Below are 18,871 nucleotides of genomic sequence, written 5' to 3'. Positions count from 1 at the left end.
TTTATAAAATGACCATTTTTGAAAATAGACTTTCGTTACTCCAGCAAGCGCATCAGGCACTTGTTACTTTAACGAATGAAAAAACCGAACCGGGCAACGGTATCTATGACCGCTACCGGAATCCCGTACTGACGGCGGCACATACGCCCCTGTTCTGGCGGTATGATTTGAATCAACATACCAATCCCTACCTCATGGAAAGATTCGGCATTAATGCTACTTTCAATGCAGGTGCTATTAAGTGGGAAGGGAAATATATTCTGGCAGTAAGGGTTGAGGGGCTCGACCGTAAATCTTTTTTTGCCATTGCCGAAAGCCCGAATGGTATCGATAATTTCAAGTTCTGGGATTATCCCATAACCATGCCCGAAACGGAGATTCCTGACGGAAATATATATGATATAAGATTGGTAGCGCACGAAGACGGCTGGGTATATGGATTATTCTGCACCGAGCGCAAAGACCCTAATGCCCGTAAAGGCGATGAATCGTCGGCAGTAGCACAATGTGGTATTGCCCGCACAAAAGACCTGATAAACTGGGAGCGTCTGCCCGACTTAAAAACGCCGTCGCCTCAACAAAGAAATGTAGTATTGCACCCAGAGTTTGTTAATGGGAAATACGCACTTTATACACGTCCGCAAGATGGTTTCATTGAAGCAGGCACGGGCGGCGGTATCGGCCTGGGCTTTACCGACTCAATGGAAAACGCAGTAGTAGAAAAAGAATATATTGTTGACGAAAAACGCTATCATACTGTATATGAGGTAAAAAACGGCCAAGGCCCTGCCCCGCTAAAAACTCCTTATGGTTGGTTGCATCTGGCACATGGTGTTCGGAATACCGCCGCTGGTTTACGATACGTTTTGTATATGTTTATGACTGACCTCAACGAACTAACGAAAGTTATCTATAAACCTGCAGGCTATTTTATAGCACCAGAAGGCGCCGAGCGTGTGGGCGATGTATCGAACGTAGCATTTTCGAATGGTTGGATTCTTGATGAGGATGGCACTGTGTTTATCTACTATGCATCATCAGACACCCGTATGCATGTAGCCACAAGCACTATCGATAAACTGTTAGACTATTGCATGAATACGCCAGATGATGGTTTCCGTTCGGCAACATCGGTTGAAAACCTGAATAGTATCATCGAAAAAAACCTGAGCTACACTCAAAACAAAACCTTGATTAATGCCTGAACTTTACGCTTGTCGTCTGTTGGATATTTATAATTTTTCTTTCTCCACCAATGTAGAGTAACCTATAATTACAAAGATATAATGGCTTATTGCCTTTAAACGTCAACCCCTATGATAAATCTAAAAGAATTTAAAAGTGAAGTTGAGAAAGAACTCGATAATATCCTGAACTACTGGATAGAACACGCCGTAGATAAAGAGCATGGAGGTTTTTTCGGAAAAATCACGGCCGATGATACTATTATTAAAGATGCCGAGAAAGGGCTCGTACTAAACAGCCGTATCCTCTGGACATTCTCTGCAGCCTATATTCATAACCCAAAGCCTGTTTATAAAGAAGTGGCTACCCGTGCTTACGAGTACCTGTTGGCGCATTTCTGGGATCAAAAAAATAGCGGAGGCTATTGGTCAGTCGATTATCTGGGTAATCCTAAGCAAACCCATAAGCAAATATATGGACAGGGTTTTATGCTCTATGGTTTTTCGGAATATTACCGTGCTTTCAACGACAAGCAAGCACTCGATAAAGCCATTGAATTATTTCAGATACTAGAGCAAGTAGCTTTTGATAAAAAACACGGTGGCTACTACGAAGTAACTACTGCTGACTGGAAAATTATTCAGGATACGGTAATTACGCAAGGCAAAGAAGACCAGAAGAAATCAATGAATACGCATTTGCATATCATTGAGCCTTATACAAACCTTTATAGAGTCTGGAAAAACCAACATCTTGCTAAACAAATCAGAGGTTTGTTGAGAGATTTTTCTGAGCATATTGTTGACAAACAAACGCATACACAACACCTGTTTTTTGCTGACGACTGGACAGTAAAATCTGACATCGTATCGTTTGGGCACGACATCGAAGCCTCATGGTTACTGGTAGAAGCGGCCGAAGTGCTTGGTGATAAAAGACGAATAGAACCGGTAAAAAAACTAGCCGTACAAATTGCACAGGCATCAACCAAAGGGCTTGATACCGATGGAGGAATGTTTAACGAACAAGACCCGCATCACCTCAACAAAGAGAAACACTGGTGGGTGCAAGCCGAAGCGATGGTGGGCTTTCTGAATGCCTATGAGATAACCAAACAAAAGGCTTTTCTTGACCATTCGCTAGCCAGTTGGGACTTCATCAAAAAATCCTTGGTTACTTCAACCGGAGAGTGGTATTGGGGGCTCGATGGTAATAACGTGCCAATGAAAAAACAGGATAAAGCAGGTTTCTGGAAATGCCCTTATCACAATGCCCGTGCCTGCATGGAAGTTATCAGACGATTGTCCTGAATAACAGAAACTGGTTGAGTTAATCTTATTTAATTGAAAAAGTCGTTTTTTATTTCAGAACAAGATTTCAAAATCCTCATTTAGCTCTGCTAAACTCCGGTTTTAAAATCTTGCTCTGAAACAAAAACCACTCTTTTTCATTTTAAAAATTTAACTCAACCAGTTTCTCACATAAATCTAATAATTTTAGGGTTTAGATTATTCACCCTTTCTTAACCGACCTTATATGAAACGATGCTTATCGGTTCTGCTGCTATTGGCTTTGCATTCGGCAGCATTTGCACAAGTAAAACTGGCTCGTCTGTTCTCCGACCACGTGGTGCTTCAAAGACAAAAAACTATCCCTGTGTGGGGCTGGGCTAGCCCTAACGAAACCGTAAAAGTTTCATTAGCAAACCAAACACAATCAGCCCAAGCTGATGCCTCAGGTAAGTGGCTGGTAAAATTTTCACCGATGGAGGCCGGAGGGCCGCACCAACTTACTGCTTCTGCTCAATCGGGTAATGTATCGGTAAAAGATATTCTTATTGGCGAAGTATGGCTTTGCTCAGGCCAATCGAATATGGAATGGCGTGTGGCAAATGCTGACAATTACCTTGAAGAAAAGAAAGATGCTGATTATCCGCAGATCCGTCACTTTTTTGTAGAACATGAAGTAAGCATGGTGCCTGAAAAAGAACTAAAATCAGGTGAGTGGAAATTAGCTTCTTCTGAAAATGTAGGCAATTTTACGGCCGTAGGTTTCTTTTTTGCCCGTGAATTATACAAAAAACTCAATATTCCGATTGGTTTGTTGCACTCTTCGTGGGGTGGCTCACAAATAGAAGGCTGGATAAGCAAAGAAGCCATGCTGACAGATGAAGACCTGAAAGCCTATGCCCAAAACTTACCGGATAACTGGACAGACGCCGATGCTATTCTTGATAAAAAAACAAGAGCAAGTTTATTTGGTGATGATAAAATCAACCCATCGGTAGATGATGAGAAGAAATACACAGCAGCTAACTATGATTTTTCAAAATGGAAGCACGCAGGCAGTCCGCTAGGCCAATGGGACTGGAAAGGAATCTGGATGTTTCGTGGAAGCGGATACATGGCACGTATGGTAGAAGTACCAGCCGAAATGATTGGTAAAGAAACTACGCTAGGTTTAGGCATACAAGATAACCTTAATGAAATTTATATCAATGGCGAATTGATATTTAAAGGGGTAGTAAAGGGCGTGCGTAAAATCAGTATCCCGGCTAATACATGGAAAGCCGGAGATAACAAATTAGTAATAAAATTTGGCAAAATGGTAGAGCCATCGTGGTATGGATTAGGGCTAATGGGTACTGCCGACGATTTGTATCTGAGCGATGGCGCCTTAAAAATAAGCCTGGCCGACCATTGGAAAATTATGCCTTCTTTTGCCGAAAAGCACGAGTATTTGCACTCAAGTAACAATGTTGGTACAACTATCTATAATTCAATGATTGCTCCACTTGTACCTTTTGCTATCAGAGGTGCTTTGTGGTATCAAGGCGAAAGCAATGCAGGAAGAGCCTATCAATACAGAAAAAGTTTCCCACTTATGATTAATGACTGGCGCAAGCAATGGAATGACGATTTCTCATTCTATTTCGTGCAGTTATCAAGCTTTGGAGGTTACCAGAACAGTAACCAAGGCAGTAACTGGGGCGAACTTCGTGAAGCCCAAACCATGACCCTGAGCCTACCTAAAACCGGAATGGCTGTAACGACCGATGTAGGAAATCCGAAAGATATTCACCCAACCAATAAGCAAGATGTTGGGCATAGATTAGCAGTAAATGCTTTAAAGTTTGACTACGGCCAAGATGTTATGCATTCAGGGCCGATGTTTGAATCGGTAAAATTTGATAAGGGTAAAGCCACCCTATCTTTTAAATATGTTGGCAAAGGGCTAACTGCAAAAGATAAATTTGGTTACCTGAAAGGTTTCGAAATTGCCGGAGACGATAAAACATTCTTCTACGCAAAAGCTGAAATCGTAGGTAATAAAGTAGTAGTGTATCACCCGAAAGGTGTAAAACCAGTAGCAGTACGCTACGGCTGGGCCGATGCCCCGGAAGAAGCAAATTTGTTTAATGCTGATGGCCTGCCTGCAAGCCCATTCAGAACTGACGACTGGAAAGGCTTGACAATTGGTAATAAATTTGAATAGTTTAAACGGACGATATAATGAGTTATATAGCAAATCCTGAGCGTTATGAAAAAATGACTTACCGCCGATGCGGTAAAAGTGGGCTTAAACTGCCTGCCATTTCTTTAGGTCTCTGGCATAATTTCGGTGGTGTCGATGTTTTCGAGAATTATCGGGCCATTTTACGTACCGCTTTCGACAACGGCATTACACATTTTGATTTGGCAAATAATTATGGCCCACCTCCAGGCTCGGCCGAAGAAAACTTTGGGATTCTTCTCAAAAAAGATTTCGCCCAATACCGTGACGAACTGATTATTTCCTCAAAAGCTGGCTACCTTATGTGGCCTGGGCCTTATGGAGAATGGGGTTCAAAAAAATATTTGGTGGCTAGTCTCGACCAAAGTCTGAAACGCATGGGCTTAGACTACGTTGATATATTTTATCATCATCGCCCCGACCCTGATACTCCGTTGGAAGAAACAATGGCTGCGCTTGATTTAATCGTGCGCCAAGGCAAAGCCTTATATGTAGGTATTTCAAATTACCAAGCCGAAGATGCTGCCAAGGCCATTGAAATTCTTAAGCAATTAGGTACGCCATGCTTAATTCATCAACCAAAATACTCAATGTTTGAGCGTTGGGTTGAGGGTGGTTTGTTAGATGTGTTGGGCGAAAATGGTGTAGGCTGTATTCCGTTTTCACCATTAGCACAGGGTTTATTGACTGATAAGTATCTGAAAGGGATTCCGACAGATTCAAGAGCGGCAAAAACGCATGGGCATTTGCAAGAAAATCAGGTAAGTGATGGTGCCATTGCTAAAATAAGACAATTGAACGATTTAGCCATTGGACGCGGGCAAACACTGGCTCAAATGGCATTAGCTTGGTTGTTAAAAGACTATAGAGTTACATCAGTGCTCATTGGCGCAAGCCGTGTTTCTCAATTAGAAGACTCATTGAAATGCCTTGATAATCTTGATTTCAGCCATGATGAATTACAACAAATAGAGAATATTTTATTAGGTTAATAAATATATGTATACAGTCATGCTATGCTGCTTTTGCATAGCATGATTTAATTTAAATGTGTTATACCATGAAAAAACTATCCATACTACTGTTTTTTGCAAGTTTGAGTGTTTCGGCGCAGCTTAGCATTAAGATAGACCCAACAAAAGAGGTAAAGCCTATTTCGCCCAATCTGTACGGCAAAAACAATTCTTTCTCTTCTACCAATCCGAATGAACAATTATCAGCCGAAGACCTTACACGCCTGCGAGATGCGGGTGTAAAGTTTTTCAGAGAAAGCGGCGGTAACAATAGTACTAAATACAATTGGCGACGCAAACTATCGAGCCACCCTGATTGGTACAATAATGTTTACACCAACGATTGGGACAATGTAGCAAAAAACTTACAGCGCAACTTCCCGAATGCGCAAGGTATGTGGGCGTTTCAGTTGATAGGCTGGGCAGCTAAAACCAATGTGTATAATTTCAATGATTGGGGCTATAACAGGTCGCAGTGGTGGGAAGGGGTAAACCAGAATCTGGCCGGAAACGGTGAGCCAAACGCCACAGGCACAAAAGCAAAAGTCGAGGGCGACCCAAGCTTATATCTTGAAAAATGGCCTGCTGACTCAACCACAGGCATACTCGACCATTGGTTTGGCACAAATGGCTTGGGCTTAGATAAAAGTAAGATTATCTATTGGAATATGGATAATGAAACAGAAATATGGAGTGGTACGCACGATGATGTAGTACCAAAACCTATATCTGCCGAAGAATTTATGCAAAAATACTTTGCCGTAGCAAAAAAAGCCCGTGAGAAATTTCCTGATATTAAACTGGTTGGCCCAGTCACAGCTAACGAATGGCAATGGTACAACTGGCCAACACCTATTAATCATGAAGGCCGCAATTATCCGTGGTTGGAATATTTCATCAAAAGGGTGGCCGAAGAGCAAAAGGCAACAGGAATAAAATTGCTCGATGTGATGGATATACATTTTTATCCGTCTACAAAAGTTGATGATGAAATTGTACAATTACATAGGGTTTTCTTTGATAGGAATTATGTATATCCGGGAGCAAATGGCGTTAAAAACGTAAATGGCTCATGGGATAATAGTCAGAATAAAGAATACATCTTTGCCCGTATAAACGACTGGATGGATAAATATTTAGGTGCAAATCATGGCATTACGCTCGGCATGACCGAAATAGGCATCGAGGGAGATAATGCCAACGCAACAGCTGTTTGGTATGCCTCAACCATGGGAGAATTTATGAAACATGGCGTTGAGATTTTTGCCCCTTGGCATTGGAAACCCGGCATGTGGGAAACCCTGCATTTGTTGAGCAAATACAATAAAACAAGTTCAGTTTTCGGCGAATCATCTAATGAAACCTTGGTTTCGGCTTACCCAAGTATAAACGCAAGTCAGGATTCTATGACAGTTGTTTTGGTGAATCGGTCTGGAAGTGTTATCCAGAATGTCACACTCAATTTTGATAATTTCATTCTTGATAACCAAACAGCAAAAGTACTAAGTTTAAAATCTTTGCCAAGCTCCGAGACTTTTTTCTCAAGCACACGAAATGCATTAACAGAAAGTTCAATCCATATTACCAATAATAAAATAGCGGCAGCCTTGCCGCCAATGTCGGTTACCTCAATACAGCTATCAGGTAAAATCGGGCAGTATATTATTCTGAATACAGAAGAAACGAGTGAGGCAAACATTAAGGTTTTTCCGAACCCATCGAGTGAGAGAATAACTGTTCAGTGGGGAGCTGAGGTATTCGAAAAGATTGAAATAATTGACGTACAAGGTCAACTTATTTATGAGCAGCCTATTCCGAATGACAATCAACAATTAGAACTCAAACTTAGCTTAACCGATAAAATTTATTTTGCCCGCTTAAGCCAAGGGAATAAAGTAGTTGTTAAGAAAATAGTAGTGCAAAAGTAGTTGTTTCAAAACGGAGGGTCTCCTGAATATATCATTAGATAATTGTCAATTCGACAGTTATTTGCGTTATTCGCATAAGTTTTGGCATTAACACAAAACATTAAATTGAACAAAAAATGAAAGGAATATCACGTAGAAACTTTGTAAAAAATACGGCTCTTGCCACAGGTGCTGCTAGTATTATTGGTACTGCCGAAGCAAAACCGGCCAAAGAGTTATTTGTACACCATGTATATTTTTATCTGAAAAACCCAAGTAGTGAAGCCGACAAAGCAAAATTATTGGAAGGACTAGAGAAATTATCAAAAGTGCCAACTATACGCATGGTACATATTGGTGTTCCAGCCCCTACAACTCGTAGCGTAATTGTGCGTGATTACTCTATCTCATGGTTGTGTTTCTTTGATAACCTTGAAGAAGAAGAAATTTATCAAAAACACCCAATTCACCTCAAATTCGTTGAAGATTACTCACACCTTTGGGAAAAAGTAAATGTTTACGATTCGGTTGGTCCTAAAAGATAATTACCTATTTGCAGGCAAAACCTTGTTTTGCTCATTCAAGCCACACTTTCTGGTACTAACATAAAGTGTGGTTTTGTTTTTAAACCTCTATCACCATGACCAGACTATTCAACTTCAAAAAAATTGCAAGCATTCTTATTCTCTTTATTGGTTTGCAACAGGCTTTTGCTCAAAATGAAAGCATAAGGCTAAATCAGGTTGGTTTTTATCCTAATGCACCTAAAGAGGCCGTTTGGGTAGGCGAAAAACAAACCGACTTTGTGATTTTAGCAAAGGATAAAAAAAAGGTAGTTTTCAATGGAAAATTGTCAGAACAACGAACCAACGTTATCTCACAAAAAACTACCCAAATCGCCGATTTCTCTGCGTTTACAAAACCAGGCACCTACTATATTTCTATTCACGATAAGGGCATCTCCTACCCTTTTGAAATCAAAAAAGATATTCACAGAGAAGCCGCCAAAGCCTCATTAAAAGGCTTCTATTTTCAGCGTGCTTCAATAAAATTACCAGAAAAATATGCTGGCAAATGGCAGCGAAATGAAGGCCATCCTGACGACAAAGTTTTGATACACCCATCGGCGGCGAGTAAAGAACGTCCCGAGAATACCGTCATTTCATCAACAAAAGGCTGGTACGATGCCGGAGACTATAACAAATACATTGTAAACTCGGGCATTACAATGGGTACGCTGTTTTCGTTATATGAAGACCACCCTGAATATTTCAAGAGCTTTGACATTAATATTCCGGAAAGCAACAACGCCATACCAGATTTACTGGATGAATCACTCTGGAATTTAAGATGGATGCTTACCATGCAAGACCCTAACGATGGTGGCGTATATCATAAATTAACCAACGCCTCTTTTGATGGCATGGTAATGCCTGATAAGGCAACCAAACCTCGCTATGTAGTTCAGAAAAGTATTACTGCGGCGCTCGATTTTGTGGCTGTAATGGCACAGGCGAGCAGAATTTTTAAACCTTGCGATAAGCAATTACCGGGTTTGGCCGACTCTTGCCTGACTGCCGCACTTAAAGCGTGGGACTGGGCAAAAGCAAATCCAAAGTTATTTTATAGACAAAATGAGATAAATAAGCAGTTTGACCCAGATGTAGTTACAGGCGAATACGGTGATGGAAACAATGCCGATGAATGGATTTGGGCTGCCGCCGAACTTTGGATAAGCACCAAAGATGATTCTTATTCTCAGGCAGTAAATTTATTTCCTGATGCTAATCTTCAATTACCAACATGGAGCCAGGTACGAATGCTAGGATATTATAGCTTAATTCGTTCTGAGGCAATACTGACCCCTAAGGGAAAGGAAGCATTACCTGCCTTGAAAAAGATGCTTACAGGTTTTGCAGATGGGCTTCTTGATGGCGTTAATCAACAAGCGTATAATATTGTGATGGGTAAAACTGCCAGAGATTATATGTGGGGCAGTAGCTCACATGCAGCCAATCAAGGCATTGCGCTTTTGCAGGCTTATAAAATTACAGCTGATAAGAAATATCTAAATGCTGCTTTAGGCAATCTGGATTATCTATTAGGAAGAAATGCCACAGGATATTCGTTTCTGACAGGTTATGGTTCTAAGCAGGTAATGCACCCACACCACCGCCCGTCGGAGGCTGATGGTATTGTTGAGCCTGTTCCGGGTTTACTTTCTGGTGGGCCAAATCCGGGTCAGCAAGATAAATGTACTTACACTACAAAAATTGCTGATGAATCTTTTACCGACCATGTTTGCTCTTATGCTTCTAACGAAATCGCCATTAACTGGAATGCACCAATGGTGTATCTGGCTGCTGCGATTGAAGCCTTACAAAAGAAATTCTGAGGTTTTAGGGTTAATAAGCCCTTAATGATTTCTCAATAAGGCATATATTTTTTAGATTTAGGGAATGTTTAGGCTAAATATGTTTAGCCCGAACATTCCCTAATTTTTTATTTAAAAATCTTCTTTTTATGGAGCAACAAATGATTCTGATTGCAGGGCCGTATCGCTCGGGTACAAATGATGACCCAATTCTAATTGAAAAAAATGTACACTTGATGAACGAAACAGCCTTGGAGGTTTATAAAAAAGGCCATTTGCCTGTATTGGGTGAATGGTTTGCCCTTCCTCTGATTGCCACAGCCGGTTCAAAAGAAATGGGCGATGAAATCTTTAACCAGATATTTCACCCCGTAGCAGTTGATTTAATCAGTTTTTGCACAGCGGTGTTAAGAGTAGGTGGCCCATCAAAAGGCGCTGACGAAATGATAAGCACAGGACAAGAAAAAGGAAAAATCATTTATTATGATGTTAATGAGATTCCTGCGATTAAATAAGTGATTCATATTATTCACCTAAATTCAACCTCATGAAAATTCATTTACTCCTCCCCTTTTTCTGCGTTTCACTTTTCAGTTTTGGACAAGAAGTTTATAAACCTATTCAAGCTAATATTTATCATTGGGCTAATGCGCCTGTAACGAAAAAAGAAAACACCGAGCAGCGTTTCTTGCTGGAAGGTAGCTCGGTTGACTTTAAGCACATTAAAATCCATGCTACAAGTATCTCGCCGAAACAAACACCACACCCAAGCCACAAGCACGAAGAAGAAGAATTGATTATTGTAAAAGAAGGTGAGCTAACTGTTACGATTGAAGGCAAAACCCAAACTTTAGGCACAGGTAGCGTAGCACTCATCATGTCAGGCGATGAGCATGGTTTTGAAAATAAAGGAAATAGCACTGCCACTTATTATGTGATGCGCTATGAATCGAAAGAACCTAAAAATATAGAAAGAGGCAAACAGGCTGGCGGCTCATTTATGATAAACTGGAACGATGTTAGTTTTAAAGAGCATGACAAAGGGGGTATCAGAAAGTTTTTTGATAAGCCAACTTCAATGACCAAGCGCTTCGAAATGCATGTAACTACCCTGAAAGAGGGCATGGAAAGCCACCCGCCACATACACACAGAGCTGCAGAAATACTCTTACCTATTGATAACATAGCAGAGGAACACATAGCTGGGCAATGGATAAAAGCCGGAATTGGAGACATTATTTTTCTGGAATCAAAAGTGCCCCATGCTATCCGAAATATTACAAAAGGCACTGTTACCTACTTTGCTTTTCAGTTCGAATAAAAAACAAAGCCCTTGGCAATGCCAAAGGGCTTGTTTCTCAAATTTTACTTTATGTTGGGTCAATTATTGAAAACCTAGTTTTGTTTTACCAACTTTTACCTCCGGTGCCGACATGAATAAATTCCAAAGCAATGCTGTGCGATGGTTTTCAATCATGAGGATAATGGGCCCTTGGTCAATCGCCAGAAACGAATCTGCAAACCAGATGTTTGTCAGATTGAAAGCATCGGCAAAACCATGATTCTTCCATATTTTGTCTCCTAATTTATAATAAAAGAAATGCAACGCCGCCATTGATTCTTTAGGCGTGTAAGGCATAGCCGATAAAGCTGCCGTTGGTGTAATAACACCTAAATCTTCGGTTGGAGAGTGAGCAGCATAACCTGTGTTGGTATCGCTGGCAGTTAGTCCCCAACAATTTGGGCCATACCCATTATAACCTTTCGGGTTAGCCACACAATAACCGTAGTTTACTTTAGTATGTGCTACGTTTTGTTCCCAATAATTAGCATATTGGTCTTTCAGGTTACGAGGGTCAAGACCCAAAAACGAATAGTGAGAGAAAAACAGCGGTCCACCATATTCAAAACCTAACGGCAATACTGTACCATAGTAGTTTTTACCATTTTTCATTTTGCCGTTATCAGCCCAGCCATTGTCGTATACGTCTTTCGAAATACTGTGCGTTGGCGATGCCGCAGCCAGAAAATAAGTAATCAAACACTCGTTCCAACCACGAATCTGGTGGTTCATTTTCCAACCAACAGTTGGCGACCAGTGCCAGTAAAGCACTTTTTCGCCACCTTTAGTAAACCAATCCCATTCTACGGCCTCCCATATATCATTAACTTCTTTTCTGAGTTTTGTTTCTTCTGCGTTACCTAAAGTAAAATATTGGCGCACTGTCAACAAACCCTGAATCAGGTAAGCTGTTTCAACCAAATCGGCACCATTATCGTCAGGACTAAACGGAATAGTTTCGCCCGTTGCTCCATTCAACCAGTGAGGATATACCCCATGATAACTCTTTGCCTTGTTTTTAAGGAAATCGGTTATTTTCAGCATTCGGTCTAGCCCCTCTTTACGGGTAATAAATCCACGCTCAATAGCTACCGGAATAGCCATGATACCAAAACCCGAACCACCGGAAGTAATCACATCGCCCGAAGTATTTCGCTCACGAGCCAAGCCGGAAACCGGATGACCGAAATCCCAGAAATACTTGAAAGTCTGTTTCTGTACTAAAGTTAGAAGCTCATCGTCGCTGATACGAGGAAATTTATCTGTCGTATCAATTTTGGTTGTCATACCAAATTTGATTGAGCTATTTAATAAAGTCTTGTTTTTTGATATTAATTCCGGATTAACCATTAAGTCGTATTGCGTAATGCTTTTTAATGGTTGTTGCGGAACAACACTCACTGCACTATCATTTTTTGAAAATGATAGGCTCAGAGGAACCTTAATCGATGTGTTTTTTTCCTGCAAAGTGATATTTGACTGGGCGGATTCTTTGTTGAGCGGAGCGGAAAAGGAAATATCGACTTTGGGCAAAAGATTAAGGTTGTTCGCATAAAACCCGGCAGACTGATTGCCGTTAACCATCACAGTTCTGAAATAAAACTGCTCAGGGGCAACACTTTGGGTTTTACAAGAACACAGCAACATTATCAATATGACACCCAAATTGAAGATTTTCATGCTTGTATTAATTAAATTAGTGAATAAAAAAGCACCCACCCACAAGGATAGGTGCTTTGATGTTGATGAGTGTTAACTGCGATGATTATCTTCCTGCTAGCTCTAACTGATAAAGTGAGCTGATATCTCCTTCAGAAAGGGCTTTATTATATACACGGATTTCGTCGATTTGTCCATTAAACAAACTTTGCCAATCTTGAATTGGAGATTTAGTATAGCCTGTACTAGCATTAGCAAACCCACCAACTAAAACTGTTGTAGATGTTGGAAATACTAATGCGCCCAATTTACCATCATTCCTTAATCTAAAGTTTTTGTTTGATACAAGAACACCATTACCATAAACATCAATAGTTGAAGCCGCAGCATCGTATCTTACTACTATTTGAGTCCATTTACCTGCACCTTTCACCACTTGGTAATCAGTCCCCATAACACCAAAATTGTTCAAATTATCATGTCCTGCTCTTACAGCACCTGAATATTGACCCAAAATACCTTTCAATACCAAAGTATCGCTTGTTGGTTTATAAGATGCCGTTTCTAAAATAAGCCCAATCGCTCCACCCCAGTCAGTCTGTGCAGCTAAAGCTTCATTTAGAGCAAAAACGCTTGATGCTCCCTTATCCTTATTTTTAGCATTTACCCAAGCAGTAGCCGTAAAACTAGCAAAACCATTTGCACTATTTAAGCCTGCAATAGTAGGATAACGCAAATAACCATTACTCAGACTCACTGCCTGCCCTTTAATACCGGTTGCAAAAGAAGCATTTTCGACTTTGTCTGGTGCTACACCAGATTTTCCCTCTTTATTATCGCCATTAAATCCCCAATAAGCTACAAGATTTGAAGTTGCTACTTCATCAGCACTATTATATCCGCCAATTGGTGGTAAACTTGGGCCATCATCTTTAGAACATGATGCGAAAAAAATACCTGCTGTTAGCACACCTGCTAAAACTCCCAATGAAATTTTACTCGTCTTCATAAATCGAAAAATTGTTAAAAATGTGTAAATAATTGTAGGTTGATTGCAAATCGGCTTTTCGCCGATGCTATTGGTCTGTCGGTTCATTAATAACCGTTGTTTTGTGTAAGCTTTCCACCACTTAAAGCAATCTGCAAAGATGGAATCGGCAACAATTCATTTACTCCAGGTCTGAAGTTTCTATTATGAGCCGATAACACTTGAGCAGCTCTGCCCGTACGAACCAAATCAAAGAATCGGTCGTGTTCCATTGCTAATTCTACGTGTCGCTCTTGCCAAATGGCTTCTCTCACCTGTGTCTGAGAGCCAACTGTCAAATCTTTTAAGCCCGCACGCTGACGTAATCTATTTAAATTAACTATTGATTCACTTGGTTTGCCCAGTTCATTTGCCGCTTCGGCATTCATAAGCAATACCTCTGCAAAACGTAACAAGTGAATATTTTTTTGTTTTTTATCACGGTTACCCAGCCAACTTTCTACATTTTTGTTTTCTGAATGATACGCTTTATAGTTGTATCGTAGATTCTGAACTGAATCAGCACTTGGAATACGGAAGCCATCAAACAATACCGTACCTGTATGTTTGCCACTATTATCAATAAAAATGATGGTGGAATTTCTTCGTAAATCACCAGATTCGTATGCACTTACCAAACTTTGCGAAGGCGTGCAGAATCCCCAACCAAGGTCTGTCCAACCACCTGCGCCACCAACACGCGGTCCTTGCGACATAGAATAATTACTCACTCCATAGTCAGAATTATTAAATTGCCCAGTTTGTACTTCAAAAATAGCTTCACGGTTATTATCACCTGCTTGTCGCCAAATGATAGAGTAATCGGGCACTAAATCATACTGGCCTGAATTCATTACCTCTTTAGTTAGGTCATAAACCTTCTGCCATTCTTTACGATACATATACACCTTTGCAAGCAGCGACTGTGCAGTTCCTTTTGCAATTCTACCTGCGCCTGTCTGCGTTTTTAATGGCAGATTATCGGCACTAAACTGCAAGTCTTCCGTTATCAATTGATAGATTTCATCAACGCTTGCCCTGGTCTGGAAAACCGGGTCGGTGTTAGCATCGCTGGCATCTTTAGGAACTCTCACAATTTTAGGTACTCCACCAAACCATCTTACAAGATTGAAATAATAATAGGCTCTTATAAACCTTATTTCTCCACTCAAGCGTTTCTTAGCAGCATCATCGAGGTTTGAACCATCAATAATTGCCAATGCATTGTTTACTTTGGCAATACCATTATAATGTCCACTCCAAAGTGCTTGTACAAACGAATTAGTTGAGGTTACTGTAAAATCATCAAGTACGCCTGCTGTAATCTGCTGATCAATGGCGGTGCTGCCTTTATCGGCGTCATCAGACATAATATTTGTAGCTGATACAAAAGCAAAACCATGCACGTCTCCTTCTGCTCCGAATGATTCGCCTGTTAATAAGCTATTATAAACACCTACTACCAGATTCTGAACCAAGTTAGGGTCAGTATCAGCAGTTGGCTTGCCTTGCAGTGGCACATCAAGAAAATCACTGCTACAAGAAGAGGTCCAGAACAGACCAATAAGCCCAAGACTTATTTTGATTATATTTTTTTTCATCGATTTCATTATTTATAAAAATCCGTTTTTAAAATTAAAACCCTACATTCAAGCCAACTGCTAATGTTTTAGTAGTTGGATACGCATTCAGCTCAATCCCTGCTTTTGTGGGGTCTCCTGTTAGTTCAGGAGTAAATCCGGAGTATTTTTTAAATGTGAAAAAGTTTTGAGCGGTCACAAAGACCCTGATAGAAGCGACTTTTAGTTTACTGGCTATATCAGGAGAAACGTTGTAACCCAAGGCAATATTATTAATACGAATGAAATCACCAGATTCAACAAAGTAGGTTGAGGCAGGTAAATTACCCGCATTACCGCCCGGTTCGTTGTTTATTCCGCTTCCTCGAGACCAACGTCCGTACGCCATTGAAGCCTCTATGTTATCGTACATTCCTTGTCTGAAAGCACGCTTTCCATTATAAATCTTATTTCCAAAATTACCGTAGCCATCAACGCTTAAATCAAAGCTTTTGTAGGTTACTCCCAGATTAAAGCCAAAATAGGCTTTAGGCTGATATGCTCCTGCAAATACCCGGTCGTTATCATCAATTTTACCATCGCCGTTTGTATCCTGATATTTGAAATCACCCGGTGATGCGCTTGGCTGAATAACTTGTCCGGTTGAGCTTTTATAAGCATTAATTTCTTCATCAGTCTGGAAAACGCCTAATACCTGCAATACATAAAAACTACCAACTGGCTGGTTGTTATCTGTACGGGTAGTGTATTGCTGTGAACCACCAATGCCGCCATCAAGAATAGGTTGACCACCATTCAACCCAATAACCGAGTTTTTGTTGAAGGTGATGTTTCCACCCACACGATAGCTCAGGTTTTCATTAATCTTATCTCTCCAGTTCAAAGCAGCTTCAAAACCTGTGTTTCTGATAGAAGCAGCATTTGTTAGCACAACTCCATCTTTATCACCCGTTACCGAAGGCACTTTTACATTTATCAGGAGGTCTTTAGATCTTTTATCGTAGAAACCAAACTCTCCTTGTAGTTTACCGTTTAGCAAGCTAAAATCTAGACCCAAGCCAGCTTCCTCGGTAGTTTCCCATTTCAGATTCGGGTCTTTTATTTGCGTAATGGCAGAACCAATGGTAGCTACTCCTCCACCAAACGGATAAGCAAGGTTTGGTTCAACTGTTACAATATAACCATCGGAACTGATGCGGTCGTTACCCACACGCCCCCAGCTTGCACGAAGTTTCAAAGTCTGAAATATTGTATTTCCTTTCAAGAAATCTTCATTACTCAATACCCAACCAGCACCAAACGATGGGAAGTACCCCCAACGATTTTGCACCGGGAAACGTGAACTACCATCAGCACGCATAGTTGCGGTAAACAAATACTTATCGTTGAAATTGTAGTTCAAACGGCTGATGTAAGAATTTCTGGCCCACATATCGCCGTCACCTGCATTGGTAGACGTATTAGCATTACCAGTATTGATGTACCAAAGATTTTTAGCAGGAGGCACGTCTCTTCTAAATGCCTCAAAATTACTCATGGTGTATTTCTCGGCTGTTGTACCTCCCATTAAAGACACTGTATGCTTCCCAAACGTCTGGTTGTAAGTAAGCGTATTATCCCATACCCAACGGAAGAAAGTTTCTGCCGAGGTCTTAAGATTACTATTCGGGTTACGTTGATTTCCTCCGGCCTGAATAAATGTTGTTTGGTCGTTATTGAACTGATAGTTGTACAAACGGGCATTTTTGAAATTCAAATCACCACCTATACTACTACGAAACGTAAGAAACTTAAACGGCTTAAAGTCAAGATAAGCTGATGATTGCAGGCGGTTGATAACTGTGTAATCGTCGTTATTATTAATATCAAGTATCGGGTTACCAACATTATTATGCAGAGAAGTATTGCCATATTTGCCATCAATCATCGACGGAATAATCGGGGCAGCTCTATATGCATTGTTGTAAGCTGCATTCAGGTTTACGTTCTGGTCTCGGCTGTTTGAAAACGAAGTAGCCAACCCTACAGTTAGTTTTTCGTGAAGGGTAAAATCATCATTCAAACGAGCAGTGAAACGTTTAAAATTGTTTTTAATTACAATTCCCTCGTCGCCCAGATAACCTAAACTTAAATAGTGCTTCGATTTTTCAGAGCCACCTGAAATAGAGAGATTATGGTTTTGCATAAAAGCATTTCGCAGAATCTGTCCGTACCAATCGGTTGATACTTCACCTGGTTGAATAATGTTTCCGCTGGCTGCGCTCACATAATTGGCGTACTCGGTTGAATTAGCCATTTTTACCAGATTAGTTGCCGAACGTGTACCTATCTGCATATTATAGTTAATTACCATTTTACCCGAAACACCCTTTTTGGTAGTAATAATTACTACACCATTAGCACCACGCGAACCATAAATAGCTGTTGCCGAAGCATCTTTCAGAATATCAATATTCGTAATATCGGCGGTATTAATGTTGCTGATGTCGTCGGTAAGTACACCGTCAACCACAAAAAGTGTTGCCGTACCTGCCAAAGCCGTACCAGTACCACGGATACGAATGTTTGGCGAGCTACCCGGACGACCACTGCTAATGATTTGCACCCCTGCTACTTTACCCTGAATGGCCTGCGTAGGCGTCATAACAGGTTGTTTCATCAGTTCTTCACCTTTCACGCTCGAAGTAGCACCTGTTACATCAACCTTACGCTGTGTACCATAACCTACTACAACCACTTGCTCTAATTCGTTAAGCGATTCTTCAAGACCAATTGTCAAATCTGATTGATTATTTACCGGAACTTCTTTAGTTGTGTAACCAATAAAAGAAACAATCAGCGTGGCATTAGGCAGTGCATTGATACTAAACTTTCCTTCGAAGTCTGCCACGGCTCCGGTATTAGTATCTTTGATTCTGACAGAAGCTCCCGGAATGCCTTCTTTTGTTTTCTGGTCGATTATTTTGCCTGAGATTTTGTTCTGTGCAAAAGTGAATGAACAACTAAACAAAAAGAGAAAAACACCTAAGCCTCTTTTCAGAGATTTGTTGAGAGAAATTTTATTCATACGGTAATTAACGGATGTAAGAATTTGTTTTGTTGTGTTTTTTTAATACTTAATAATACCTCCAAAAAACCAGAGCGGGTGTCAAGAAAGTACATCATGCGCTGTGGTTACCAAAAACTAACTGAAGAACAATTACTAAAACACGTTTACTTTGTTAAAGTTTAAAAATTATCATTTATTGAAATAAACAAAGAATTTATTTAA

At 40.5% G+C, this 18,871-nt stretch carries 13 protein-coding genes; 9 read left to right on the top strand and 4 right to left on the bottom strand.

The genetic code is table 11. The features are described from left to right. Positions 1 to 8: 8 nt before the first annotated feature. The 9 genes from WAE64_RS12340 to WAE64_RS12300 all read left to right on the top strand — a co-directional run bounded on the left by WAE64_RS12340 (position 9) and on the right by WAE64_RS12300 (position 11,313). Positions 9 to 1,205: a glycoside hydrolase family 130 protein gene (locus WAE64_RS12340; protein WP_340236860.1), complete on the top strand. Its 1,197-nt coding sequence runs from the start codon at positions 9 to 11 to the stop codon at positions 1,203 to 1,205. A 111-nt stretch (positions 1,206 to 1,316) separates the two neighbouring features. Then, positions 1,317 to 2,495, top strand: coding sequence for an AGE family epimerase/isomerase (locus tag WAE64_RS12335; RefSeq protein WP_340236856.1), 1,179 nt, complete (start codon positions 1,317 to 1,319; stop codon positions 2,493 to 2,495). Between the two features lie 226 nt (positions 2,496 to 2,721). Beyond that, a complete protein-coding gene (locus tag WAE64_RS12330) occupies positions 2,722 to 4,680 on the top strand; it encodes a sialate O-acetylesterase (protein ID WP_340236854.1) in 1,959 nt (652 codons plus the stop codon). Between the two features lie 17 nt (positions 4,681 to 4,697). Further along, positions 4,698 to 5,690 carry an L-glyceraldehyde 3-phosphate reductase gene (gene mgrA, locus WAE64_RS12325; RefSeq protein WP_340236849.1) on the top strand — a complete coding sequence of 331 codons (993 nt, stop codon included), beginning with the start codon at positions 4,698 to 4,700 and terminating at the stop codon, positions 5,688 to 5,690. A gap of 68 nt (positions 5,691 to 5,758) precedes the next feature. Then, positions 5,759 to 7,639, top strand: a complete 1,881-nt coding sequence (locus WAE64_RS12320; RefSeq protein ID WP_340236848.1) for a glycoside hydrolase family 44 protein — start codon at positions 5,759 to 5,761, stop codon at positions 7,637 to 7,639. Positions 7,640 to 7,755: 116 nt separating this feature from the next. Further along, positions 7,756 to 8,163, top strand: a complete 408-nt coding sequence (locus WAE64_RS12315; protein WP_340236846.1) for a Dabb family protein — start codon at positions 7,756 to 7,758, stop codon at positions 8,161 to 8,163. 95 nt (positions 8,164 to 8,258) lie between these two features. Then, complete coding sequence (locus WAE64_RS12310) at positions 8,259 to 10,013, top strand: glycoside hydrolase family 9 protein (RefSeq protein ID WP_340236845.1); 1,755 nt, start codon at positions 8,259 to 8,261, stop codon at positions 10,011 to 10,013. Between the two features lie 128 nt (positions 10,014 to 10,141). Beyond that, complete coding sequence (locus WAE64_RS12305; RefSeq protein ID WP_340236843.1) at positions 10,142 to 10,507, top strand: DUF4406 domain-containing protein; 366 nt, start codon at positions 10,142 to 10,144, stop codon at positions 10,505 to 10,507. A 32-nt stretch (positions 10,508 to 10,539) separates the two neighbouring features. Continuing rightward, positions 10,540 to 11,313 (top strand): cupin domain-containing protein, encoded by a 774-nt coding sequence (locus WAE64_RS12300; protein WP_340236841.1) that lies wholly within the window; start codon positions 10,540 to 10,542, stop codon positions 11,311 to 11,313. Positions 11,314 to 11,376: 63 nt separating this feature from the next. On the opposite strand, the gene WAE64_RS12295 is transcribed toward WAE64_RS12300, so the two are convergent. The 4 genes from WAE64_RS12295 to WAE64_RS12280 all read right to left on the bottom strand — a co-directional run bounded on the left by WAE64_RS12295 (position 11,377) and on the right by WAE64_RS12280 (position 18,667). Next, positions 11,377 to 13,014, bottom strand: coding sequence for a glucoamylase family protein (locus WAE64_RS12295; protein ID WP_340236839.1), 1,638 nt, complete (start codon positions 13,012 to 13,014; stop codon positions 11,377 to 11,379). An 85-nt stretch (positions 13,015 to 13,099) separates the two neighbouring features. Continuing rightward, positions 13,100 to 14,089, bottom strand: a complete 990-nt coding sequence (locus tag WAE64_RS12290) for a LamG-like jellyroll fold domain-containing protein (protein WP_340236838.1) — start codon at positions 14,087 to 14,089, stop codon at positions 13,100 to 13,102. Further along, the gene (locus WAE64_RS12285) at positions 14,089 to 15,621 is read right to left on the bottom strand and encodes a RagB/SusD family nutrient uptake outer membrane protein (protein WP_340236837.1); all 1,533 of its coding nucleotides are present in this window, start codon (positions 15,619 to 15,621) and stop codon (positions 14,089 to 14,091) included. Before WAE64_RS12285 ends, WAE64_RS12290 begins: the two co-directional genes overlap by 1 nt. Before the next feature lie 34 nt (positions 15,622 to 15,655). Then, positions 15,656 to 18,667, bottom strand: coding sequence for a SusC/RagA family TonB-linked outer membrane protein (locus tag WAE64_RS12280; RefSeq protein ID WP_340236835.1), 3,012 nt, complete (start codon positions 18,665 to 18,667; stop codon positions 15,656 to 15,658). Positions 18,668 to 18,871 lie beyond the last annotated feature (204 nt).

The sequence above is a fragment of the Emticicia soli genome (assembly GCF_037860775.1).
Classification (GTDB): domain Bacteria; phylum Bacteroidota; class Bacteroidia; order Cytophagales; family Spirosomataceae; genus Emticicia; species Emticicia soli.
Note: the sequence above shows the minus strand (reverse complement) of the source record. Positions and strands in the feature narration are given on the sequence as shown.